Annotated in this window: 27 protein-coding genes; 14 read left to right on the top strand and 13 right to left on the bottom strand. The window is 63.1% G+C overall.

Translation table 11 applies throughout. The features are described 5' to 3' along the window. Positions 1–102: 102 nt before the first annotated feature. The 5 genes from dnaA to SS05631_RS00025 all read left to right on the top strand — a co-directional run bounded on the left by dnaA (position 103) and on the right by SS05631_RS00025 (position 4,772). Positions 103–1,545 (top strand): chromosomal replication initiator protein DnaA, encoded by a 1,443-nt coding sequence (gene dnaA / locus SS05631_RS00005; protein ID WP_234819747.1) that lies wholly within the window; start codon positions 103–105, stop codon positions 1,543–1,545. 165 nt (positions 1,546–1,710) lie between these two features. Continuing rightward, positions 1,711–2,085: a YciI family protein gene (locus tag SS05631_RS00010; RefSeq protein WP_037420835.1), complete on the top strand. Its 375-nt coding sequence runs from the start codon at positions 1,711–1,713 to the stop codon at positions 2,083–2,085. After that, on the top strand, positions 2,082–3,350 hold the full coding sequence (locus SS05631_RS00015) for an RNA polymerase sigma factor (protein WP_037420833.1): 1,269 nt from the start codon (positions 2,082–2,084) through the stop codon (positions 3,348–3,350). Before SS05631_RS00010 ends, SS05631_RS00015 begins: the two co-directional genes overlap by 4 nt. A 73-nt stretch (positions 3,351–3,423) precedes the next feature. Beyond that, entirely contained in the window at positions 3,424–3,900 is a 477-nt protein-coding gene (locus SS05631_RS00020; protein WP_037420831.1) for an SRPBCC family protein, read from the top strand. 14 nt (positions 3,901–3,914) lie between these two features. After that, positions 3,915–4,772, top strand: a complete 858-nt coding sequence (locus tag SS05631_RS00025) for a nuclear transport factor 2 family protein (protein WP_037420830.1) — start codon at positions 3,915–3,917, stop codon at positions 4,770–4,772. Positions 4,773–4,886: 114 nt separating this feature from the next. Here SS05631_RS00025 and hemW read toward each other — a convergent pair whose 3' ends face one another. Genes hemW through rph form a run of 4 tightly spaced genes read right to left on the bottom strand, consistent with a single transcriptional unit; the run spans position 4,887 to position 7,947 of the window. Beyond that, positions 4,887–6,068, bottom strand: a complete 1,182-nt coding sequence (gene hemW / locus SS05631_RS00030) for a radical SAM family heme chaperone HemW (RefSeq protein ID WP_172900183.1) — start codon at positions 6,066–6,068, stop codon at positions 4,887–4,889. Between the two features lie 11 nt (positions 6,069–6,079). Further along, positions 6,080–6,724, bottom strand: coding sequence for an RdgB/HAM1 family non-canonical purine NTP pyrophosphatase (rdgB, locus tag SS05631_RS00035; RefSeq protein ID WP_037420828.1), 645 nt, complete (start codon positions 6,722–6,724; stop codon positions 6,080–6,082). Positions 6,725–6,758: 34 nt separating this feature from the next. Then, positions 6,759–7,175 (bottom strand): VOC family protein, encoded by a 417-nt coding sequence (locus SS05631_RS00040; RefSeq protein ID WP_037420825.1) that lies wholly within the window; start codon positions 7,173–7,175, stop codon positions 6,759–6,761. 52 nt (positions 7,176–7,227) lie between these two features. Beyond that, the gene (gene rph / locus SS05631_RS00045) at positions 7,228–7,947 is read right to left on the bottom strand and encodes a ribonuclease PH (protein WP_037420854.1); all 720 of its coding nucleotides are present in this window, start codon (positions 7,945–7,947) and stop codon (positions 7,228–7,230) included. Between the two features lie 156 nt (positions 7,948–8,103). Here rph and hrcA point away from each other — a divergent pair, with 156 nt between their 5' ends. The 3 genes from hrcA to SS05631_RS00060 all read left to right on the top strand — a co-directional run bounded on the left by hrcA (position 8,104) and on the right by SS05631_RS00060 (position 10,329). After that, positions 8,104–9,174: a heat-inducible transcriptional repressor HrcA gene (gene hrcA, locus SS05631_RS00050; RefSeq protein WP_037420824.1), complete on the top strand. Its 1,071-nt coding sequence runs from the start codon at positions 8,104–8,106 to the stop codon at positions 9,172–9,174. Positions 9,175–9,333: 159 nt separating this feature from the next. After that, a complete protein-coding gene (gene grpE / locus SS05631_RS00055; RefSeq protein WP_037420822.1) occupies positions 9,334–9,960 on the top strand; it encodes a nucleotide exchange factor GrpE in 627 nt (208 codons plus the stop codon). A 12-nt stretch (positions 9,961–9,972) separates the two neighbouring features. Next, complete coding sequence (locus SS05631_RS00060) at positions 9,973–10,329, top strand: hypothetical protein (protein WP_050988277.1); 357 nt, start codon at positions 9,973–9,975, stop codon at positions 10,327–10,329. Between the two features lie 124 nt (positions 10,330–10,453). Here SS05631_RS00060 and SS05631_RS00065 read toward each other — a convergent pair whose 3' ends face one another. The 8 genes from SS05631_RS00065 to lptC form a co-directional block, all read right to left on the bottom strand. Next, positions 10,454–11,689 carry a D-arabinono-1,4-lactone oxidase gene (locus tag SS05631_RS00065; RefSeq protein ID WP_037420817.1) on the bottom strand — a complete coding sequence of 412 codons (1,236 nt, stop codon included), beginning with the start codon at positions 11,687–11,689 and terminating at the stop codon, positions 10,454–10,456. A gap of 10 nt (positions 11,690–11,699) precedes the next feature. Then, positions 11,700–12,467, bottom strand: a complete 768-nt coding sequence (locus SS05631_RS00070) for an SDR family NAD(P)-dependent oxidoreductase (RefSeq protein WP_037420813.1) — start codon at positions 12,465–12,467, stop codon at positions 11,700–11,702. Positions 12,468–12,667: 200 nt separating this feature from the next. Then, positions 12,668–13,132, bottom strand: a complete 465-nt coding sequence (ptsN, locus tag SS05631_RS00075) for a PTS IIA-like nitrogen regulatory protein PtsN (RefSeq protein ID WP_037420810.1) — start codon at positions 13,130–13,132, stop codon at positions 12,668–12,670. 171 nt (positions 13,133–13,303) lie between these two features. Further along, complete coding sequence (gene raiA / locus SS05631_RS00080; RefSeq protein WP_037378109.1) at positions 13,304–13,876, bottom strand: ribosome-associated translation inhibitor RaiA; 573 nt, start codon at positions 13,874–13,876, stop codon at positions 13,304–13,306. A gap of 190 nt (positions 13,877–14,066) precedes the next feature. After that, positions 14,067–15,629, bottom strand: a complete 1,563-nt coding sequence (gene rpoN, locus SS05631_RS00085; protein WP_037420807.1) for an RNA polymerase factor sigma-54 — start codon at positions 15,627–15,629, stop codon at positions 14,067–14,069. Positions 15,630–15,769: 140 nt separating this feature from the next. After that, positions 15,770–16,582 (bottom strand): LPS export ABC transporter ATP-binding protein, encoded by an 813-nt coding sequence (gene lptB / locus SS05631_RS00090; RefSeq protein ID WP_037420849.1) that lies wholly within the window; start codon positions 16,580–16,582, stop codon positions 15,770–15,772. A 14-nt stretch (positions 16,583–16,596) separates the two neighbouring features. After that, positions 16,597–17,160: an LptA/OstA family protein gene (locus SS05631_RS00095; protein ID WP_037420804.1), complete on the bottom strand. Its 564-nt coding sequence runs from the start codon at positions 17,158–17,160 to the stop codon at positions 16,597–16,599. Positions 17,161–17,176: 16 nt separating this feature from the next. Then, positions 17,177–17,845, bottom strand: a complete 669-nt coding sequence (gene lptC, locus SS05631_RS00100; protein ID WP_037420801.1) for an LPS export ABC transporter periplasmic protein LptC — start codon at positions 17,843–17,845, stop codon at positions 17,177–17,179. A gap of 260 nt (positions 17,846–18,105) precedes the next feature. Here lptC and sppA point away from each other — a divergent pair, with 260 nt between their 5' ends. From sppA to SS05631_RS00115, 3 genes are all read left to right on the top strand, one after another. Then, positions 18,106–19,065: a signal peptide peptidase SppA gene (gene sppA, locus SS05631_RS00105; RefSeq protein WP_037420798.1), complete on the top strand. Its 960-nt coding sequence runs from the start codon at positions 18,106–18,108 to the stop codon at positions 19,063–19,065. A 117-nt stretch (positions 19,066–19,182) separates the two neighbouring features. Continuing rightward, the gene (locus SS05631_RS00110; RefSeq protein ID WP_037378120.1) at positions 19,183–19,485 is read left to right on the top strand and encodes an integration host factor subunit beta; all 303 of its coding nucleotides are present in this window, start codon (positions 19,183–19,185) and stop codon (positions 19,483–19,485) included. Between the two features lie 121 nt (positions 19,486–19,606). After that, complete coding sequence (locus SS05631_RS00115) at positions 19,607–19,948, top strand: LapA family protein (RefSeq protein ID WP_037420795.1); 342 nt, start codon at positions 19,607–19,609, stop codon at positions 19,946–19,948. Between the two features lie 22 nt (positions 19,949–19,970). On the opposite strand, the gene SS05631_RS00120 is transcribed toward SS05631_RS00115, so the two are convergent. Further along, positions 19,971–20,423: a carbon monoxide dehydrogenase subunit G gene (locus SS05631_RS00120; RefSeq protein WP_037420794.1), complete on the bottom strand. Its 453-nt coding sequence runs from the start codon at positions 20,421–20,423 to the stop codon at positions 19,971–19,973. A gap of 293 nt (positions 20,424–20,716) precedes the next feature. Between SS05631_RS00120 and SS05631_RS00130 the strand changes: the two genes are divergently transcribed. The 3 genes from SS05631_RS00130 to lspA are packed head-to-tail and all read left to right on the top strand — an operon-like array spanning position 20,717 to position 23,213. Beyond that, positions 20,717–21,859 carry a class I SAM-dependent rRNA methyltransferase gene (locus SS05631_RS00130; protein WP_037420791.1) on the top strand — a complete coding sequence of 381 codons (1,143 nt, stop codon included), beginning with the start codon at positions 20,717–20,719 and terminating at the stop codon, positions 21,857–21,859. Then, positions 21,856–22,713, top strand: coding sequence for an RNA methyltransferase (locus SS05631_RS00135; RefSeq protein ID WP_037420788.1), 858 nt, complete (start codon positions 21,856–21,858; stop codon positions 22,711–22,713). Before SS05631_RS00130 ends, SS05631_RS00135 begins: the two co-directional genes overlap by 4 nt. Continuing rightward, positions 22,713–23,213, top strand: a complete 501-nt coding sequence (gene lspA, locus SS05631_RS00140; RefSeq protein WP_037420785.1) for a signal peptidase II — start codon at positions 22,713–22,715, stop codon at positions 23,211–23,213. The genes SS05631_RS00135 and lspA overlap by 1 nt, the downstream gene beginning before the upstream one ends. The last annotated feature ends 13 nt before the right edge of the window (positions 23,214–23,226 follow it).

A 23,226-nucleotide genomic window follows, 5' to 3' on the forward strand; every position in this document is an offset into this window, starting at 1 on the left:
ATGATATTGGAAGGCGGCAACATGCAGATGAATTTGGCGACGGCGTCTGAAGGATTTCAGGCCGGAAGCAATCAGTCTCAGGCGGCGGGGGAAAAGCACGACATGCGGCATGACGCACTTTTCGAGCGGGTAAGTGCGCGTCTAAAAGCCCAGGTCGGTCCGGATGTCTTCGCCAGCTGGTTCGGGCGTCTCAAGCTCCATTCGGTATCGAAAAGCGTCGTGCGCCTGTCGGTGCCGACGACGTTCCTGAAGTCGTGGATCAACAATCGCTATCTCGATCTGATCACCAATATTTTCCAGCAGGAAGACGGTGAGATCCTGAAAGTGGAGATCCTCGTCCGCACCGCGACCCGGGGCCAGCGTCCGGCGGTTCACGAGGAGGCAGCGACTGCGGCAGCCGAACCTGCGCCCGCTGCCCCGGTCCGCCGCACGGCCTCGCCGCAGCCGGTCGCCGCTGCCGCCGCCACGGTCGCCGCCGCCGCAAAGCCGGCCCAGGCGCCGCTTTTCGGCTCGCCGCTCGACCAGCGCTACAATTTCGAGAGCTTCGTCGAAGGCTCCTCCAACCGCGTTGCGCTCGCTGCCGCTCGCACCATCGCGGAGGCCGGCGCCGGCGCCGTGCGCTTCAATCCGCTGTTCATTCACTCGAGCGTCGGCCTCGGCAAGACGCATCTCCTGCAGGCGATCGCACTTGCGGCTCTGCAGAGCGCCAGGGCGCCGCGCGTCGTCTATCTGACGGCCGAATATTTCATGTGGCGTTTCGCCACCGCGATCCGTGACAACGACGCGCTGTCGCTGAAGGAATCGCTGCGCAACATCGATCTTCTCGTCATCGACGACATGCAGTTCCTGCAGGGCAAGTCGATCCAGCACGAATTCTGCCATCTCCTGAACATGCTGCTCGACTCGGCCAAGCAGGTGGTCGTGGCGGCGGACCGGGCGCCCTGGGAACTGGAATCGCTCGATAGCCGCGTTCGCTCGCGCCTGCAGGGCGGCGTGGCGATCGAGATGGAGGGCCCGGACTACGAGATGCGCCTCGAAATGCTGAAGCGCCGCCTCGAAGCGGCCCGTCAGGACGATGGGTCGCTCGATATTCCGCAGGAAATCCTGTCCCATGTGGCGCGCAACGTCACCGCCAGCGGCCGCGAACTGGAAGGGGCCTTCAACCAACTCCTCTTCCGCCGCTCCTTCGAGCCGCAGCTGTCGATCGAGCGCGTCGACGAGCTCCTCGGCCATCTCGTCAATGCCGGTGAGCCGCGCCGCGTTCGCATCGAGGACATCCAACGCATCGTCGCCAAGCATTATAACGTCTCGCGCCAGGAACTGGTCTCGAACCGCCGCACCCGCGTCATCGTCAAGCCGCGCCAGATCGCCATGTATCTTTCGAAGACGCTGACGCCGCGCTCCTTCCCGGAAATCGGCCGCCGCTTCGGGGGCCGCGATCACACGACCGTCTTGCACGCGGTGCGCAAGATCGAGGAACTGATCGCGGGCGACACGAAGCTCAGCCACGAGATCGAGCTGCTCAAGCGCCTGATCAATGAATAGGGATAGGTAAGCTTGTATTTACGAAAAGCCCGGTTCGACCGGGCTTTTTGTTGGCCGGCACCCGCGGGTGTGCGTGGCATGCGGCTTGCCCCGTGTTTTTTTCGCCGCGCTTGTCGGCTATCTCTTTCGTCATTCGTCTATTCAATCGAAGCGGGAGAGGTCTCGATGCTTTACGCGGTGCTTTGCTACAATACGGAAGACGTCACCAGTGCCTGGACCAAAGAGGAGGACGACCAGGTCATGCGCGACCTGACGGCGGTCCAGCGCAAATATGTCGAAGCCGGCAAACTCGGCCCGGTTGCACGGCTTCTGCCGACGACCGCGGCCACCACATTGCGCCACCGGCCAGGCGAGACCGTTGTCATGGACGGACCCTTCGCCGAGACCAAGGAGCAACTGCTCGGCTTCTACCTGATCGATTGCGCATCGCTCGACGAGGCGCTGGATTTTGCCCGCGAGCTGAGTGCCGCCAATCCGGCCGCCGGCTCCTACGAGATCCGCCCGCTTTCTCTCTACAAACCGGGCGAGCTTGCCCCATGACCGACACGGCCTGGATCGACCTTGCCCTTGTTTCCGCGCGGCCGCAGGCCATGGGCGCGCTGCTGCGCTATTTCCGCAATCTCGATCTGGCGGAGGAAGCCTTCCAGGAGGCCTGTATCCGGGCATTGAAGACCTGGCCGACGAACGGACCGCCGCGCGATCCCGCCGCCTGGCTGATTTTCGTCGGCCGCAACAGCGGTATCGACAAGGTCCGGCGGCAAGCGCGCGAGACGCCCCTGCCGCCGGAGGACATTCTCTCCGACCTCGGGGACCGGGAAAGCGAGCTTGCCGACCGTCTCGACGGCGCGCATTATCGCGACGACATCCTGCGGCTGCTCTTTGTCTGCAGCAATCCGGCCCTGCCGGCGACACAGCAGATCGCGCTGGCGCTCCGCATCGTCTCCGGCCTTACCGTCAAGCAGATCGCCCGCGCCTTTCTCGTCAGCGAGGCAGCGATGGAACAGCGCATCACCCGTGCCAAGGCGCGGGTCGCTGCGGCCGGCATCCCGTTCGAAACGCCGGACGCCGCGGACCGCGCTGAGCGGCTCGCGGCCGTCGCGACGATGATCTACCTCGTCTTCAACGAGGGCTATTCGGGCATGAACGGCCCCGAGGGCGTGTCCGCGGATCTCTGCGACGAAGCGATCCGGCTCTCCCGACTGCTCTTGCGCCTGTTTCCGGCGGAGCCCGAAATAATGGGGCTGACGGCGCTCCTGCTTCTCCAGCATTCGCGCGCTCGTGCCCGCTTCGACGCGCATGGCGCCATCGTCCTCCTCGACGATCAGGATCGCTCGCTGTGGAGCCGGCCGATGATCACCGAGGCGCTGGCGATGATCGACAAGGCGATGCGCCATCGCCGCCCCGGTCCCTACCAGATCCAGGCGGCAATTGCGGCCCTGCACGCGCGCGCCGAGCGGCCGGAAGGGACGGATTGGGAGGAGATCGACCTGCTCTACCAGGCGCTCGAGCGTCTGCAGCCGTCCCCGGTCGTCACCCTTAACCGCGCGGTGGCCGTCTCGAAGCGACAGGGGCCGGAGGCGGCGCTGGCACTGGTCGAGCCGCTCGCCGACAGGCTCTCCGGCTACTTCTATTTCCACGGCCTGCGCGGCGGCCTGCTCAAGCAGATGGGCCGGGCGCGCGAGGCGCGGATTGCCTTCGACCAGGCGATCGCGCTTGCGACCAACGCGGCGGAGGCAGCTTATATCCGCAAGCAGCTCGACCATCTTGCAGGAGAGGCGGGCACCTCGCGCGGAGGTCAGCAATAAAAATCTTCTGCCGCTGTCGGGACTCGATCTCCCCCATCGTCCTAGGTTCGAACCCATCAAGGAGGAATTGCAAATGACCGCAGCAGCCGACGTCGCCAACGAACGCGAACTGATTTTGATCCGCCTGATCGACGCGCCGCGTGAGAAAGTCTATCGCGCCTTCACGGATCCGGAGCTGCTGAAGCAATGGTTCGCGCCCTTGCCGTGGACGATCACGGAAGCGGAGCTCGATGTCCGGCCGGGCGGCACCAACCGTTTCGTCATGCGCTCGCCGGAGGGCGAGCTTTATCCCAACCAGGGCGTCTATCTCGAAGTCGTGCCGAACGAGAAGCTGGTCATGACCGACGCCTATACGGAAGCCTGGAAGCCCTCCGAAAAGCCCTTCATGACGGCGATCCTGACCTTCGAGGAGGAGGGCGGCAAGACCCGTTACACCGCCCGCGCCTGCCACTGGAGCGTCGCCGATCGCGAGGCCCACGAGAAGATGGGCTTTCACGAGGGCTGGGGCCAGTGTGCCGACCAGCTCGCGGCCCTTGTCGCAAAACTCTGAGCGGAGGACGGAATATGTCCAGCACCGAGAGCAGCAGCACCGCGGAGATTCGGGCGGTGATCGAAGACTGGGCGGAGGCATTGCGCCAGAAGGATGCCGATCGCGTCCTCTCGCATGGCACCAAGGATTGTCTCGTCTTTTCGCTGGCGCCGCCGCTGAAGGGCTCGGACGCCGACGCCGATGGACTTGAGCAATGGTTCTCGACCTGGAGAGGACCGCTCGGCTACCGGCTACAGGAGCTCGACATTTCCGCAAGCGGCGACGTCGCCTTCGCCACGTCCTTGGCCCATCTTTCCGGCGAGAAGCAGGACGGATCGAAAGTCGCGCTCTGGTATCGCCAGACGCTCGGCCTGAAACGCACCGACAAGGGCTGGAAGATCGCCCACCAGCACGAATCCGTCCCCTTCTACATGGACGGCAGCCTCAAGGCGGCGGTCGATCTCGAGCCCACATCAAAGATCGACTGGAACGCGCCCCCGCATCCGCCGATGGCGGGCGTTATCGCCTATCTCAACGTCGAGAATGCGGACGCGACCGCCAAATTCTATGCCCGCGCCTTTGCCGCCAAGGAGGAGGACCGAAAATATGCCGAGGACGGCAAGCGCCTCATCCATTGCCATCTGACGATCAACGGCGGCGCGCTGATGCTGAACGACCCCTTCCCGGAGTTCGGCATTCCCTGGAAGGCGCCAGAGGGGTTTGTGCTGCACCTCCTCGTCGACGACGCCCATTTCTGGTGGGAGCGGGCCGTCGCGGCGGGGGCGGAGGTGACGATGCCGCTGGAGATCGCCTTCTGGGGCGACCATTACGGTCAGCTGCGCGATCCCTTTGGCATCACCTGGGGAATAGTCGCGCCGGTGAAGAAGAGCTGACGTCATCCGCCTTAGGCGGGGCGAAGGGCTATGCCGCGTCGCCATCAGTCCCCTCTCCCCGCCTGCGCCGCATGCGAGGAGAGGGGCAATCCGCGCTCCGTTTCCTCCCAGCCGTCAGCAGGCGAGGTCGGCGACCACCGCATCGAGGATCAGCATGCCGGCCGGCGTGCAGCGCAGGCGTGAATTGCCGAGCCGCTCGACGAAGCCGTGATCGATGAGGAACTGTTCGCGCTCCGGATCCGGATCCCGGCCGGAGAGGCTCTGCCAGCGGGCAAGATCGACGCCTTCCCGAAGCCTCAAGCCCATCAGCAGCAATTCGTCGGCCTGGGCTTCGAGGTCGAGCGGCTCCTGTTCGGTGATGCCTTCGCCGCGTTCTTCGACGAGGCGCAGCCACGCCTCCGGGTTCCGTTCCGTTGCGGTCGCGATCTTGCTGCCGCCAACCGTAAGCCGCCCGTGGGCGCCGGGTCCGATCCCCGCATAGTCGCCATAGCGCCAATAGGTGAGGTTGTGCCGGCTTTCCGCCCCCGGCCGGGCATGGTTGGAGACCTCGTAGGCCGGCATGCCGATCGCCGCCGTGATCTCCTGGGTCGCCTCGTAAAGCACCGCCGATTGTTCGCCATCCGGAACGATCAGCTTGCCGGCCTTGTGCAGCCCGAAGAAGGGCGTGCCTTCTTCGATGGTGAGCTGGTAGAGCGACAGATGATCGACGGCGTAGGAAACCGCCTCCTTCAGCTCGCGCTCCCATTCGTCGACTGTCTGGTCCGGCCGCGCATAGATCAGGTCGAAGGACATGCGCGGGAAGATTTCGCGCGCCAGCCGCACCGCTTTCAGCGCATCCTCGACATTATGCAGCCGGCCTAGGAATTTCAGGTCGCGGTCGTTCAGCGCCTGGACGCCGAGGGACACACGGTTGACGCCGGCAGAACGATAGCCGTGGAAGCGTGTCGCCTCGACGCTCGAGGGGTTGGCCTCCATGGTGATCTCTATGCCATCCGGCACATGCCAGTGCTTCGCTGTGCCGTCGAGGATCGCGGCGACGGTCGCCGGGTCCATCAGCGACGGCGTGCCGCCGCCCATGAAAATGCTGGTCACCGTTCTCGGGCCTGACAGCGCCCGCACCGCCGCCATCTCCTGTAGAAATGCGGCGACGAAGCGCGGCTGGTCCACCGGCTGGTGGCGCACATGGCTGTTGAAGTCGCAATAGGGGCATTTGGCGGCACAGAACGGCCAGTGTACATAGACGCCGAAGCCCGGGTCCATGCCGTCACCGATTGCCGAAAGCGGGGCCGTCTGGATCATTCTCGTTCTCAGGCGCCGAGGCAGGTCTCGGCAAACAGCTTGAAGGCGCGGGCGCGATGCGAGAGCGCGTCCGCGTCGCCCGGCTTCCAGCCGTGCTTCTCTTCGGCGCTCATTTCTCCGAACGTGGTGGCGTAGCCCTTGGGCTGGAAGACCGGATCATAGCCGAAGCCGCTCGTGCCGCGCGGCGGCCAGACGACGTAGCCTTCGACTTCGCCGCGAAAGAGCTCGACATGCCCGTCCGGCCAAGCAAGGCAGAGCACCGAGACGAAGCGGGCGGTACGCTCGCCCGGCTCCGTCGCACCTTTCTCCCTGAGCTCTTTTTCGACCTTTTCCATGGCCATCGCGAAGTCGCGGCTGCCGTCGTCGCGTTCCGCCCAATTGGCGGTGTAGACGCCGGGAGCGCCGCCGAGCGCATCGATGGCAAGGCCCGAATCGTCCGAAAGTGCCGGCAGGCCGGAGGCTTTGGCAGAGGCGAGCGCCTTGATCGTCGCGTTCTCCTCGAAGGTCGTGCCGGTCTCGTCCGGCTCGATGAAATTGAGATCGGCGGCCGATCTTGCCTCGAAGCCGAGCGGTCCGATCAGGTCACGGATTTCGCGGATCTTGCCGGCATTGTGGCTTGCCACCACGAGTGCCTTGTCAACGAGTTTGCGCATCGAGTTTCGTTCCGTCCAAACGTTCAAAGCGTCATCAATCGATGGCCCAGAGGCCGGGTTCCGCGCATTCAAGGCTGTTTCCGGCCGGATCGCGGAAGTAGAAGGAGCGGGTGCCGTTCGGCCAGCGGACATCCGCCTCGACTGCAACTCCCGCCGCCTCCAGCTTCGCCTTCCAGGCATCGAGCGCCTGCGCCGCGACACGGAAGCACATGTGCCCGTTGCCTTGCGTGCCATGCGGCGGCACGGGCAGCGCGCCGGCCGCGGGTGGCTTCACCGTTTCCGCCGGATTGAAGATCAACAGCACGCCGTCGCCGCAACGGAAGAAGACGTGGCGGTTGCCGGCCCGCGTGATTCGCGTCAGTCCGAGCACGTTGCCGTAGAATGCCTCGGCCGCATCCAGATCGTGCGCATAGAGTGCGGTTTCGAGGATGCCTTCAAGAGCCGGAGCCAATGCCAATCCTCTCTTCTGTCAGCCAAAGCGGGCGCGCGCGCCCCGCCTACCGCTAGCCGGCGATCGCCTGCTTCTGCAGCGCCACGAGCTCGGCGATGCCGTCCTTGGCGAGTTGCATCAGGCTTGCGAACTCTTCCTCGCTGAAGGGTTTTCCTTCCGCCGTTCCCTGGATCTCGACGAGACCGCCGCTGCCCGTCATGACGAAATTGGCGTCGGTTTCAGCGGCCGAGTCTTCCAGATAGTCGAGATCGACCACCGCCTGGTTGGCGAAGATGCCGCAGGAAATGGCGGCGACATGGTCCTTGAGCACCCTCTCGACCTTGATCATGTTGCGCGCTTCCATCCATTTCAGGCAGTCGTGCAGGGCAATCCAGGCGCCGGTGATCGAGGCGGTTCGGGTGCCGCCATCCGCCTGGAGCACGTCGCAGTCGATCGAAATCTGCCGCTCGCCGAGCGCCGGCAGATCGACGACGGCCCGGAGCGAACGGCCGATCAGCCGCTGGATCTCCTGTGTGCGGCCGCTCTGTCTGCCGGCGGCGGCCTCGCGTTTCATCCGCTCGCCGGTCGCCCGCGGCAGCATCCCGTATTCCGCCGTGATCCATCCCTTGCCGCCGTTGCGCAGCCAGGCGGGGACCTTCTCTTCGAGACTCGCGGTACAGAGCACGTGCGTGTCGCCGAAGCGCACCAGACAGGACCCTTCCGCATGCTTGGAGAAATTGCGCTCGAAGGAAACCTTGCGCATTTGGTCGGTTTTTCTGCCGGATGGCCGCATCTTCAACTCCTGTGTTCTCAGCAGCCTTCTAGATCATGGCGCCCCCAAAGGGAACCGCCTGATATCGGGCCGGGACGGTGATTTTTCCCTTTTGCCATTGCCCCGGCGGATCACTATATTCTTCGGCGACACGAACGGTTGTTTGCATGGAGTGACATGGTACTGCGCAACCCTCAGAAGCAGGGGATCGCATCGACGCTGGACGAGCGCTCCGGCGAGATCTTCCGCCGCATCGTGGAAACCTATCTGGAAAGCGGCGAGCCGCTCGGTTCACGCAATCTCTCCCGCCTCCTGCCGATGTCGCTGTCGCCCGCCTCGGTGCGTAACGTGATGAGCGATCTCGAGGATCTGGGGCTCATTTATTCGCCGCATGTCAGTGCGGGCCGCTTGCCGACCCAGACAGGCCTGCGCTTCTTCGTCGATGCTTTCATGCAGGTCGGCAACCTTTCCGCCGAGGAGCGGACCTCGATCGAGCGGCAGGTGCGGCGGGACCAACCGGTCGAAAGTCTTCTCACTGACGCAAGCCAGATGCTTTCCGGCATGTCCCGCGGCGCCGGCCTCGTCATCACCACCAAAAGCGATCCGGTGCTGAAACACGTCGAATTCATCCGGCTCGCGCCAACCAAGGCGCTTGCGGTCCTCGTCGGCGATCACGACCAGGTGGAGAACCGCATCATCGAGCTGCCGGCGGGCGTCACCAGCGCGCAGCTCACCGAGGCGGCGAACTTCGTCAATGCCCATCTTGCCGGGCAGACCATTCCGGAACTGCGCGCCCAGCTCGAAAAGGTCAAGAAGACCGTGCGCGGCGAACTCGACGCGCTGTCGCAGGACCTGGTCGAGCGTGGCCTTGCGATCTGGTCGGGCAGCGAGGGCGACGAGAAGCCGGCGCGCCTGATCGTGCGCGGACGTGCCAACCTGCTCGAGGGCCTGGAAGGAAGCGAGGACATCGAGCGGCTGCGCATGCTGTTCGACGATCTCGAAAAGAAGGACAGCCTGATCGAGCTTCTCAATCTTGCCGAAAGCGGTCCGGGCGTGCGCATCTTCATCGGCTCGGAAAACAAGCTGTTTTCGCTCTCCGGATCGTCGCTGATCGTCGCACCCTATCGCGACAGCGACGACCGGATCGTCGGCGCCGTCGGCGTCATCGGCCCGACGCGGCTCAATTACTCCCGGATCGTGCCCATGGTCGATTACACCGCCCAGCTCATGTCGCGACTGTCGCGCTGAGCGAATCCTTTTGGACGAATAGACCGATTGGACCCTTGATTTTTCGGGCTCAAACCTCGATATCGGCTTCAAATCCAGGCAACAGAACGTTCAAGCAAAGCGACTTCCGCTGGTTTGATGATGCCGAACACGCCAAAGACAAGACATTCGGAGACCGTCATGACCGACGAAACGAACAAGAACGGAGCTGAGGCCGCAGCGCCGGAAGAGGTTGCAAAGGCCGCCGCGCCGGACGCGGTGGAGAAGCCGGAGGCCGAGACTTCTGCCGCTGCGCCGGACCCGCTGGAGCTCGCCAAGGCTGAAAGTGCGGAGCTGCGCGATAAATATCTTCGCCTCGCCGCCGAGATGGACAATCTGCGCCGGCGCACCGAGCGCGAGGTGAAGGACGCCAAGTCTTATTCCGTCGCCGGCTTTGCGCGCGACATGCTGGCCGTCTCCGACAATCTGCGCCGCGCGCTGGAAGCCATTCCGGCCGAAGCAAGGGAATCCGCCGATGCCGGCCTCGCCGCGCTGATCGAAGGCGTCGAGATGACCGAGCGCTCCATGCTGGCGGCGCTCGAGCGCCACGGCGTCAAGCAGCTGGACCCGACCGGCCAGAAATTCGATCCGAACTTCCACCAGGCGATGTTCGAGGTTCCGAACACCGAGGTTCCGAACAACACGGTCGTCCAGGTGGTCCAGGCCGGCTACACGATCGGCGAGCGCGTGTTGCGCCCGGCCATGGTCGGCGTCGCCAAGGGTGGCCCGAAGGTCGCCGCCGCGGAAAGCGAGACGCCTGCCGCCTGAGGGCGGAGGAGGTTGGACCTGACCGACGCAGTCGAAAATGCGCAGAAAGAAATCTGCGCGAAATACGGCACGGCTTACTACCTTTCACCACCAGGGATGAAGGTAGGGATTGCTCTGAACGGCTGGGATGGTAAAACGCCCATAAATGGCTTGCGTCATCCGCCCGAAGGCGACACCACCGGCTGGTATATATGGGCCGATGAAATGCTATCTGCGGACACGGATTTCTTTAAACCACTGCATGTGCGGCATTTGGCTGGTTGGTATCCTGAGATTCAGAAGTATCTTGCTTTGCCGCCCGGATGGCGATTTCTGATAAGCGGGAACTATGAGGATGTTTGGTACGACGGGTCGTTATTGAGCGTCTGATATTTTGGTGTGCTGCTTGCCCGGGCTCAGTGCCGCAGCTATTCCTCCGACCCGCGTTTGGAGCGACCGCGTAAGGTGAAGCGGCGTTTGACGTTGCTTGCTTGCAAACGACCTCGCAGGGGTCCTACCCAAAAAGCTGCCGGAGATGGTCGTTCAGGAAGCGGCCCTCCGGATCGACCTTCGCCCGTAGCGCCCGGAAATCGCCGGAGCGCGGATAGAGCGCCGTCACGTCTTCGGCGCCCAAGAAGTGCAGCTTGCCCCAATGCGGGCGCGAGCCATATTGGCGCAGGATCGTGTCGACGTCCTTCAGATAGTCCCAATAGTCGGTGCCCGGTTCGCCGGAGACCGAAAGCGTGATCGAATCCTGCTCGAAGAATGGGCTGATCCAGCCGGAATCGCCAGCGGTGAAGCGGTATTCGATCGGGTAGATGCAGGTCGGGTGCTTCTCGAGCATCAGCTGGCGCACAGCGCGGACGGCCTCCTTGCCGTGTGCGACCGGCACCGCATATTCGAGTTCGTGGAAGTTCGGGACATATTCGATCGGGTAGATTTCCGAGGAATAGGCGATCCGCTCGAAGGCCCCGTCCATCGGCGGGCGCTCGGTGATGTCGATCACCTTCATTTCGCAGACATCGGCGGTCTTTTCCGTCGTCGAGACGGATGATGTATCCGGCAGACAGTAGCAATGGCGGCTTTCCGGAACCGGGCACCAGAAGAAGCCGAAATGGCGATGCTTCGCGGCGAGCTCGTCATGCTGCTCCATGCATTCGTCGAAGTCGCAGCGCCACAGCTTTTCATGAAGGTTGTAGCTGTCCATCACCTGAAGGGTGATTTCCGAGATGACGCCGAGCATGCCGACGGAGACGCGGGAGGCCTCCAGGAGATCCGGCGTCGTCTCGTCGACGACGAGGATCGAGCCGTCCGGCTGCACCAGGCGCATGCCGACGATCTGCGACGCCATGTTGCCGAGCGCCGCGCCGGTGCCGTGCGTGCCGGTGGTGAGCGCGCCGGCGAGCGCCTGGCTGTCGATGTCACCCTGGTTGATGAGCGACAGGCCGTTCGGTTTCAGCGCCTTGCCGAGCTGGTTGATCGTCGTTCCGGCGCTGACCGATATCCGTTTGCGTGCTTGGTCGATTTGGGTGACGCCCTGCATGCCGGACAGCGTCAGATGCAGGCCGCTCGTCAGCGCGACCGGTGTGAAGGAATGGCCGGAGCCGGCGCAGCGAACGTTGAGACCGGCGGACGTCGCTTCCCGCACCATCTCGGCAAGTTCCGCTTCGCTCTCCGGCACGCCCCTGTGACGGACGATGCAGGACTGATTTCCGACCCAGTTGCGCCAATGACCACCCGCTTGCAGCATGCTTGTCTCCTCAGACGGCCGTGAAACAATTGTCGACGAAGAGATGCGTGCCGTTGACGAAGCTCGCCTCGTCGCTCGCCAGGAACAGCGCGGCATTGGCGACCTCCATCGGATCGCACATCCTCCCCTGCTGGGCGGCGATTGCCGCTTCGGACACATCGACGCCGTGTTTGGTGAGGCCGGCGAGCTCGCGCTTGCCGTGATCGGTGGCGATGAAGCCCGGGCAGACGGCGTTGCAGCGAATGCCGCGGTCGCGAAACTCGACGGCGATCGCCCGGGCGAACATGTGGCAGGCGCCCTTTGTCGTGTCGTAGAGCACCTCCATCGGCGTCGCCGCGACTGCCGAGATCGACGAGGTGCAGACGATGCTGCCGCCGCCGGCGCCGATCATGCCCGGTAGCACCGCCTTGGTCATCAGGAACATGCTCTTCACGTTCACCGCCATCAGCCGGTCCCACTCCGCCTCTTCGGTTTCGAGGAAGGGTCCGACGGCGAGAATGCCGGCATGATTGAAGAGGACGGTGATCGGGCCGAAGGCATCCTCGACGGGGCGGACCGCCGCACTCACGTCGGCCGAGACCGAGACGTCGGCGGCCGCGAACACGGCCTCACCGCCCCGGGCGCGAATGGCGGCTGCAACCTCCTCGCCTTTGCTCTTCGGCAGGTCGACGATGCCGACCTTGGCGCCCTCGCGCGCGAAAAGCTCGGAGGCCGCCAGCCCGCAGCCGCCGGCGCCGCCACTGACCAACGCGACCTTGCCCGAAAGCCTGCCCGTCATGATGTCGTCCTCCCCGCATCGCCGATCGAATGCCGGAGTGGATTATTGTTGACGACGGGGAAGCTGTCGATAGCCCTTTTCGGGTGGGCGAGAGCAGCGGAACGCTTGAATTGTTTGATCAATCCGGACGCGGACGGAAACACGATCGGTCTCGGTCAGCGAAGCGCAAGTGAATCCGGCCCGCTCCACTACGGCCGCTTTTACGCGGCGTGCGAGGTCGTGTCCTCATTGAGGAGCATATAGATGGCGCTGGCGGAATCGGTCGCCCGGATGCGCGTCACCATGTCATGGTCGCGCAGCACCCGCGCAATGCGCGACAGCGCCTTGAGGTGATCGGCGCCGGCGCCTTCCGGGGCGAGCAGAAGGAAGACGAGGTCCACCGGCTGGTCGTCAAGGGCTTCGAAATCGACCGGCGTTTCAAGCCGTGCGAAGATGCCGACGAGCGAAGAAAGATTGCTGAGCTTTCCGTGCGGGATGGCAATGCCGTTGCCGACGCCGGTCGAGCCGAGGCGTTCGCGCTGCAGGATGACGTCGAAAATCTCCCGTTCCGGCAGACCGGTGAGCTTCGATGCTTTTGCTGCCAATTCCAGAAGGAGTTGCTTTTTCGAGTTGGCCCTCATGGCCGGGATGATCGCATTTTGGTGCAGCAAGCCTGCCAATGCCATTCTTTTATCCTCGTTTGCCGGTCAGAGCCTGACAACTTCAACACAAATTTGCCGCAATGGCTCCAACCATCTTTAGGCTGGTGGGTCGCATTCACAGAAAAGACGAATTTTCCTGGCCCGCCGATCGGAGCGGCGGGGAAGGCCGACCGCGCCGGCATTCCCCGAACCCCCTCATCCTTTGATATTGGCGGCGTCGATCCAGCCAATGTTTCCATCATTGCGCCGATAGACGATGTTCAGATCTTCCTTGCCGGGGGTGCGAAACATCAGCACCGGCTCGTCCGTCATGTCGAGCGCCATGACGGCGTTGGCGACGGACATTGTCCTCAATTGCTTCGTGCTTTCGGCGACGATGGTCGGTGCGTAATCATCGGGAACTTCCTCGTCCTCGAAAGGAACCGAGTCCATTACCCTGTAGGCCACCTCGGTAGCATTCTGACCATTGCCGTTATGATGGTCCTTGAGCTTACGCTTGTAGCGCCGGAGCCTCTTTTCGATGCGCTCCGAAGCCGCGTCGAAGGCCAGCTGTGGTTCATTCGCCTGACCGTTTGCCTGCAAGACCACGCCCGTGTCGAGATGAAGCTTGCAGTCGGCGCTGAAGCGTGAGCCGGATTTTTCCACAGTGACCTGGCTTGAATATCCTCCGTCGAAATATTTGGTTACGGCCTCGCGGACCTGCTCGCCTATGCGCGAGCGAAACGATTCGCCGATTTCCATATGTTTACCGGATACACGCACACTCATGGAGTTTCCTCTCTCGTTCGTGACTTGCGTATCCAGTCTATTCCAAGCGCCTTCGTCATCCAAGCGTTTCAACGAGGGGGCGGACGGGGCGCGTGGAGCCGCCGAAGTGGAGTGACTGGCTCGGCATTTCGCGGCGGCCTCATATCGCCTGCGTCGCAGCGAGTCAATTGCAGCCGCAAAAAAACCCCAATCAGAACCCGGCTGCCTTGGCAAGCGCGCGCTTCTCGCGGCGCCGCTGGACCGAGGAGGGGATGTTCATCGCTTCGCGATATTTGGCGACGGTGCGCCGTGCGATGTCGACCCCGGCTTGCTTGAGGACATCGACGATATCGTCGTCAGACAGCACCGCATCGGCGCTTTCCTGACTGATCAACGTGCGGATGCGGTGCCTGACGGATTCCGCCGAATGGGCGTCGCCGTTTTCCGCCGAGCCGATCGACACGGTGAAGAAGTATTTCAGCTCGAAAAGACCCCGCGGGGTCAGCATGTATTTGTTCGAGGTGACGCGGCTCACCGTCGATTCATGCATCTTGATCGCGTCGGCGACGATCCTGAGGTTCAGCGGCCGCAGGTAGTCGACGCCATGGATGAGGAAAGCGTCCTGCTGCCGCACGATCTCGCTCGCGACCTTCATGATCGTCCTGGCGCGCTGGTCGAGACTGCGCGTCAGCCAATTGGCGTTTTGCATGCAATCGCTGAGGAAAGCCTGCTCGGCACTGTTTTTCCGGTTGTGGCGTGAAACCTCGGCAAAATAGTCGTGATTGACGAGGACCCGCGGCAGCGCGTCAGGGTTAAGCTCGACCAGCCAGCCGCCATCGGGTGCCGAGCGGACGACGACATCGGGTATGATCGCCTCGGTGATGCTGGTCTCGAAGCTTGTCCCCGGCTTCGGATCGAGCTTGCGAATCTCCGCGAGCATGTCGACGAGATCCTCCTCGTCCACCCCGCAGATCTTCTTGAGGTTCGCGAAGTCGCGGCGCGCCAGAAGCTCGAGATTGGCGACAAGCGCCTCCATGGCCGGGTCGAGGCGGTTGCGCAAGCGCAGCTGAATGGCAAGGCATTCGCTGAGCGAGCGCGCGAAGACGCCGGGCGGATCGAATTGCTGCAGGACGAAAAGGACGCGCGTCACGTCCTGCGCGGCCACGCCAAGCCTTGCCGCCGTTTCCCCGATCTCCGCATGCAGATAGCCCGCTTCGTCGAGTTGGTCGATGAGATGCTGGGCAATCAGCCGGTCGCGCGCGGCGGCAAGCGCAAAGGGGATCTGCTCGAGCAGCGTCTCGCGGAGCGTTTTCCGGCCGGCGACGAAATCGTCGAGATCGTATCCTTCGCCATCATCGCCGCCGCCGGCGCCCGGCATCGATTTCCATTGGCCGAGCAGCTCCGGCGCATCCGCGCGCTGCGGAGCCGTATCGTCCTGGAAGACGTTGGCGAAGTCGGCGTCGAGTTCTTCGCTGAGCCTCTCGCCGGTGCTCGACATGGTGCTGTCATAGAGGTCGCTTTGGCTGCCACTCTCCTCCGCCCCGCCGCCCGTCTCGCTGGCAAGGCCTGCCTCGTCGCGTTCGGACCGGTCTGGGCCGGAGCCTGCCTCCTCGGCCGATTGAAACTCCAGCAGCGGGTTCTTTTCGACTTCCTGGGCGATGAATTGGCCGAGTTCGAGATGCGTCATCTGAAGCAGCTGGATCGACTGCATCAGTTGCGGGGTCATGACCAGCGACTGTGACTGTCGCAAATGAAGGCTGGCGGACAAAGCCATGCAGACGCGAAACTCCCGTCAATTCTTCGGGCCGGTCTAGCGTGGACGGGCCATTTCTTAGTTGGCCCAAAAATTGCTTATTACTGGGATTTGGTCAAGCGCCGAGGCGTTGTGAAGCGGTAATTCGCCTGCACGCACGGTTACAGGCTGAAATTGTCGCCGAGATAAAGTCTGCGCACATCCGGATTGGTGACGATGTCATTGGCGCGCCCGTGGGTCAGCACTTCACCGGCATGGATGATATAGGCGCGGTCGATCAGCCCCAGCGTTTCGCGGACGTTGTGATCCGTGATCAGGACGCCGATGCCGCGCGAGGTCAGGTGCCGGACCAGCGCCTGGATATCGGCGACCGAGATCGGATCGACGCCCGCAAAGGGTTCGTCGAGCAGCATGAAGGTCGGGTCGGTTGCAAGGGCGCGGGCGATCTCGAGGCGGCGGCGTTCGCCGCCGGAAAGGGCGATGGCCGGTGATTTGCGCAAATGCGTGATCGAAAATTCGCCAAGCAGGTCGTTGAGCTTGTTTTCGCGCCGCTCGACATTCTTGTCGTGGATTTCGAGCACGGCGCGGATGTTTTCCTCCACCGTCAGCCCACGGAAGATCGAGGCTTCCTGCGGCAGGTAACCGACGCCGAGCCGCGCCCGGCGGTACATGGGCATGGTGGTGACGTCGTTGCCGTTGATCTCGATCGCTCCCTCGTCGACGGGGACCAATCCGGTGATCATGTAGAAGCAGGTCGTCTTGCCGGCGCCGTTCGGCCCAAGCAGACCGACCGCCTCGCCGCGGCGCACGACAAGCGAGACGCCGTTGACGACGCGCCGCGAGCGGTAGGATTTCGTCAGGCCGCGGGCGATCAGCGTGCCGTCATAGCGCGCCTTGTCGACCGTGCGCGCAGCAACGGCTGCCGCCGACGGTTTCTTGACCCGTTTGCGTTTGGGAAGAAAGGGGATCTGCACGTCCGAATCTTGCATCAATTCTGCTTGCGGGACTGCGGATCGAGCTGAATCTGCACGCGGCCGCCGCAGGCCTCGAGCTGGGCTTCGCCCGTATCCATTTGCACATTCAACTGGCAGCCGACGAAGACGTTCTTGCCCTCCGACAGCACGACCTTCTCGCCCTTGAGCACGATCGTCTGGTTGGTCAGGTTGACGAGGCCGGTATCGCCCGTGGCCTGTTGGGCGCCGGAGCTCAAGAACACCTTGTTGCTGACCTCGATCCGGTCGATATCGGCGTTGCCGCTGGTGATCGTCGCGCCTTCGGTCGCCTTGTAGAAGACGGTCATGTTGCCGGCCTGCAGCGTCGTCGTGCCCTGCACGACCTTCACATTGCCGGTGAAGATCGCCTTGCTTTCCGGATCCTTGATCTCGAGCTTGTCGCTCTCGATCTGGATCGGCTGGTCGTTGGAAAGCTGCATGCCCTTCATGCGGCTGGATGTGGCCTGCGCCAAGGCGCCGGAAGCAATGATCAAAGCGCCGAGCCCGGCGGCAGCCAGGGTGGCGGATACCTTAAAAGAAACGGTAGATGTGACCGACATGGGGGTGCACCAGGTCCTATTTGGCGTTCTTGCGGATGGCGCTGGGTTCGACATTGACCCGGACCATGCCTTCGAATGTTACAATACGTCCCTTATCTGTCATTCGCAGCGACTGCGCAATGATCGATCCGCCGTTCATGCTGATGGCAATCGGATGCTTGGTCTCCATTTCGCCGGCGTCGATATCCAGATATGCCGACTGGAAATCGGCATTGACGCCATTATTCATCGAAATAGTGAACGGCGCGTTCATATCGAGCGTATTTCCGCCGCGATCGTAAATGCCGCTCGTCGCGTCGACCGTCGCCACCAAAGTCTCATTGACCGGCATCTCGGCGTGGATCTTCTCGAGCGTGATGATGTCCGGATTGGCAATGTCCTGCAGCGCCCGCTGGGCTTTCATGGAATAGCTGATATCCTGCCGGTTGCGGCCGGAAATCGCCGGATTCTGCATGACGATCTTGCCGTTTTCGATCGTCGCGGTTTCGAGCTGCAGTTCCTCCGGGAGAAAGGCGCGGATGAAGGAAATGGCCGCGAAGACGAGAGCGATGACGCCGGCCGCGAGCGGCAGGACGATCTTCAGGCGCTTCACCCGCGCGGAGTGTCGCGCCGCCGATGCATAGGCATCCACGGAGCTCGTGCCCGTATCGGCGACGATATCGGGAAAACGCGCTTGGTTCAGCATCAAGAGCCTGTCGGTTCCGTTCGGATCTTGCGATAGCCGCAAGATCCGCATTTACATGCAATGGCGTAGGTCACGGCGAATATGGTTATTTTGTTATCGTCCGGCAATGGAGCGGCAAAAAGTTTGAAGGGACTGCGAAAAACGCGGGCTTTCGACTTTCCTCCGTCGCCAGCCGCGCCTATCTAGCCTGCCACCGCGGGCGCAGATAGCATGTTCCTGAGGAAACTGACAGGACCCGCGCCAAGATTTGGGAGATGCCCATGGACGAACTCGCCGTTGCCGATCGCCGCAGCCTGCGCCGGAAGCTGAGCTTCTGGCGCTGGGCGGCGGCTGCCATCCTCGTTCTGGGCGGTTTCGCGCTCGTTGCCCTTTCGGGCTGGACGGAGGTCAGCGGACGGGCCCGCGAGCACGTTGCCCGCGTGACCGTGACGGGCGTCATCCAGGACGATCGGGAGCTGGTCGAGAGGCTGGAGAGCATTGCCGACAACAATTCCGCCAAGGCTCTGATCGTGACCATATCGTCGCCGGGCGGCACCACCTATGGCGGAGAGGTGCTCTACAAGGCGATCCGCAAAGTCGCAGCCAAGAAGCCGGTGGTCTCCGATGTCAGGACGCTTGCCGCCTCCGCCGGCTACATGATCGCGCTTGCCGGCGACCGCATCGTCGCCGGCGAAACCTCGATCACGGGCTCGATCGGCGTCATCTTCCAGTATCCGCAGGTCAAGGAACTGATGGACAAGGTCGGCGTGTCGCTGGAGTCGATAAAGTCGCGGCCGCTGAAGGCCGAGCCCTCGCCGTTCCACCCGCCCAGCCCCGAGGCAAGGGCGATGATCCAGACGATGATCGACGACAGTTACAACTGGTTCGTCGATCTCGTGGCCGAGCGGCGCAAGCTGCCGCGGCCGGAGGCGCTGGCGCTGGCAGACGGCCGGATCTTCACCGGGCGGCAGGCTCTCAGGGACAAACTCGTCGACACGATCGGTGGCGACGACGAGATCAGGGCATTTCTGGCCGAGCGCAAGGTGTCGAAGGACCTGCCCGTCGTCGATTGGAAGGATCCGGGCGGCTCCTTCCCCTTCGGGCTTTCGACGGTCGTATCCAATTGGCTCAAGCTGTTGGGATATGATGCTTTTCCGGCGATGAACGGGATCGAAAAGATTGGCGGCGACAAGTTGTTTCTTGACGGTCTTGTTTCGGTTTGGCAGGTTGATGCTCAATAAGGAAGGCTAGAAATGCCGCCCTGAGGCGAGATGGGGCCTCACCCATGCTCCGGGCGTCCGGTGAGGTCTTCCAAGCGTCACAAACATTCACAAAAAGCAAAAGACCAGGGGGCGAAAGTGATCAAGTCAGAACTGGTGCAGATTGTGGCCGCGCGCAATCCGCATCTCTATCACCGCGACGTTGAAAATATCGTCAATGCGGTCCTCGATGAGATCACTGACGCACTCGCGGCCGGAAACCGGGTCGAACTGCGCGGTTTCGGTGCCTTCTCGGTGAAGAACCGGCCATCGCGCTCGGGCCGCAATCCGCGCACTGGCGATTCCGTCTTCGTCGAGGAGAAATGGGTGCCGTTCTTCAAGACCGGCAAGGAGCTGCGCGAACGGCTCAATCCAGGTATGAACGGTCAGGATGAAGACTGAGCGAGAGGCGCAGCGACGACAGCGCCGTACGTTTTGAAAGCGGCGGTCGCCCCTCTCATTCCAACAGCGCACCGTGCCTGCCGCAGAGCATTCCGAGCCGGTGCCATAGCCGGAGCGGTGCATGTTCAAGAAAATCGTCAACATCGTCGTGCTCGTACCGCTCGGGGTGATCCTTGTCGCCTTGAGCGTCGCCAACCGACAGACCGTTACATTGTCGCTCAATCCCTTCGATCCGGCCGACAACGTGCTTTCCGTATCCGCGCCGTTTTTCCTCTTCCTATTTCTGGCGGTCGTCCTCGGCCTGTTCCTTGGGGCCGCCGTGGTTTGGTTCAGCCAGGGCAAGTACCGCCGCCGGGCGCGCAACGAGGCCCATGAGGCGCTGAAATGGCATCGCGAGGCTGAAAAGCACCGCAGCGAGGCCGAAAGGTTGGCGCAATCGAGCCTGCCGGCGCCGCAGAACTGACTGGCCGAGATGCGGGCGCGCTTCAGCCCGCCGGCTCGCCGCTGACGGCGAGGTTCAGATTGGCGAAGAACTGCTGCGCGAGCTTCTTGGCCGTCGAATCGATCAGGCGGGAGCCAAGCTGAGCGAGCTTGCCGCCGACTTCGGCCTTGACGTCGTAACGCAGCACCGTTTCGTCACTCGCTTCGGCAAGCATGACATCCGCGCCCCCCTTGGCAAAACCGGCGATGCCGCCCTTTCCCTCACCCGATATCCTGTAGCTTTCAGGCGGATTCAGGTTGGAGAGCATGACCGTGCCGTTGAAGGTCGCCGAAACCGGACCGATCTTGACCTTCACGACGGCCGTGAGTTCCGTCGGCGAGACCGCCTCGATCGCCTGGCAACCGGGAATGCACCGCTTCAAGATCTCGGGGTCGTTCAGGCATCGCCAAACCGCTTCCCGCCGTGCCGCGATCCGCTCCTCTCCCGTAATGTCCATAGAGCTTCCTCCCTTCTACTGTATGTGTCCCTAAATCGACCTCGATTTTAAGGACAAAGACATGCAGCAATTCAAAGTGCTACAGCGACCTTTGCGCGCCTGAGGCGCGCGACGCTGTAGTGAAGTCACCGATCTTCGCAGACCGGAAACGGCTTTGCCAAGAGCATCCGCGATGCTATTGCACGCACTGAGCAAGTCGCGCATCCGTCCGGGCGCGCGGCCAGGGCACATTCCCTCTGCTGGCCGGGCAAAAGGGATGTGCCGGTGATCGAGCGAAATCCAAGGATCAGCGCGTGAAGGAAAAAGATCGGCGATCGAAGAACGCCTCGGTCACGGCGGCCAAGGGACGCGGCGCAGAGGCGCGTGGCGGTCGTCACGAGCAAAGGCATTCTTCGGCAAAGGGCGGTCCTCAGAAGGGCAAGGCCGGCGGGCTGCCGTCGCCAAAGGCGGCGCCGCAGAAATTGCCGCGTTCGGCCGCACAGGAGAGCACGCCGCCGCGCCGCGTGGAGCCGCGGAGCGGCGCGAAGCCGGCCGAGACGGTGCCGCTCATCCTCGAGACGCGGCCGACCGCCGGCTACCACCTGATCGACAGCGGCGACGGCGAGAAGCTGGAACAGTACGGGCCCTATCGCATCGTCCGGCCCGAAGCCCAGGCGCTGTGGCCGAAGGCGCTGCCCTCTGGCGTCTGGGAAAAGGCGGATGCGATCTTCACCGGCGACACCGACGAGGATGGCATGGGCCGTTGGCGTTTCCCGCAGGAAGCGCTCGGGGAAACCTGGCCGATGCAGCTTCTCGACACGGATTTTCTCGGCCGATTCACCTCGTTCCGGCATGTCGGGGTTTTCCCCGAACAGCTTGCCCACTGGTCGTGGATGAAAGACCAGGTCGCGTCGGCCGGCCGGCCGCTGAAGGTGCTCAACCTCTTCGGCTATACCGGCGTCGCCTCGCTGATCGCGGCGAAGGCCGGCGCGGAGGTGGCCCATGTCGATGCTTCCAAGAAGGCAATCGGCTGGGCACGCGAGAACCAAGCCATGGCGCGCGCCGAGAAACTGCCGATCCGCTGGATCTGCGACGACGCCATGAAGTTTATCCAGCGCGAGGAGCGACGCGGCAGCCGCTACGACATCATTCTGACCGACCCGCCCAAGTTCGGCCGTGGTCCGAACGGCGAGGTCTGGCAGCTCTTCGACCATCTGGCGGCGATGCTCGACATCTGCCGCGAAATCCTGTCTGAGGATGCTCGCGGCCTGGTGCTCACCGCCTATTCGATCCGCGCCAGCTTCTATTCGATCCACGAGCTCATGCGCGAGACGATGCGCGGGCGCGGCGGCCGGGTGGAATCGGGCGAGCTCATCATCCGCGAGGGCGGTCTCGACGGCACGGCGCCCGGTCGGGCGCTGTCCACCTCCCTCTTCAGCCGCTGGGTACCCAAATGAATTCTGACAGAAGCGATCACGGCACGCCGCGCGTCGGCCAGGTCAAGGAGGTCACCAGCCTCACCAATCCGATCATCAAGGATATCCGCGCGCTCTCCCAGAAGAAGCATCGCGACGAGACGCGCTCCTTCATGGCCGAAGGGCTGAAGCTGGTGATCGATGCGCTCGATCTCGGCTGGAAGATCAAGACGCTCGTCTATGCCAAGGCGGCCAAAGGCAAACCGCAGGTCGAGCAGATAGCGGCAAAGGCGGTGGCAAAGGGCGGGCTCGTCCTCGAGGTCAGCGAGAAGGTGATCTCGACGATCACCCGCCGCGACAACCCGCAGATGGTGGTCGGCATCTTCGAGCAACTCTACCGGCCGCTGAAGGATATCCGCCCTCAGGAGGGCGAGACCTACGTGGCGCTCGACCGGGTGCGCGATCCCGGCAATCTCGGCACGATCATCCGAACCGCCGACGCCGCCGGAGCGTCCGGCATCATCCTGGTCGGCGAGACCACCGATCCCTTCTCGCTCGAAACGGTGCGCGCAACGATGGGCTCGGTCTTCGCCTTGCCGATCGCGCGGGCCAGTGCCGAGGAGTTCGTCCGCTGGCAGAAGTCGGCCGGCGTCCAGGTGGTGGCGACGCATCTGGCGGGCTCCGTCGACTATCGCACCATAGACTACCGGTCGAAGCCGGTCGTCCTGCTGATGGGCAACGAGCAGGCAGGCCTGCCCGTCGAGCTCGCTCGCGAAGCCGGCGCACTGGCGCGCATTCCGCAAGCGGGCCGGGCCGACTCGCTCAATCTGGCGATTGCCACCGGCATCATGCTGTTCGAGGCGCGCCGCCATCTTCTTTCATTGGATGAGCGCTGATGAGTGAACGCAACACCCTTTTTTCCCGGCCGCTGCCGATCGCGCTTTTCATTCTCGTCGCGCTCGTTGCCGACCAGGCGATCAAGTATCTGGTGGAAGCCTTCCTGCCCTTCCAGGAGGCGGTGTCGGTCATCCCGATGCTCGCGCTCTACCGCACCTATAATTACGGCGTCGCCTTCTCGATGCTCTCCGGCATGGAAGGCTGGTTCATCGTCGGCATTCGTCTCGCCGTCGTCACTTTCGTGCTCTGGCTGTGGCGCCGCACTCCGAAGGACCGCTTCTTCGCCCATCTCGGCTATGCGATGATCATTGCCGGCGCGCTCGGCAACCTCGTCGACCGGCTGCTCTTCGGCTATGTCATCGACTACATCCTGTTCCACACCGCCACCTGGTCCTTCGCCGTCTTCAATCTCGCCGACAGTTTCATCACCCTCGGGGCCGGTGCGATCATTCTGGACGAGCTGTTGCAGGCGAAAAAACCGCGGTCGCTAAAACTTTAGACGTCCGTTGAAG

It is taken from the genome of Sinorhizobium sp. CCBAU 05631 (assembly GCF_002288505.1).
Classification (GTDB): Bacteria; Pseudomonadota; Alphaproteobacteria; order Rhizobiales; family Rhizobiaceae; genus Sinorhizobium; species Sinorhizobium fredii_C.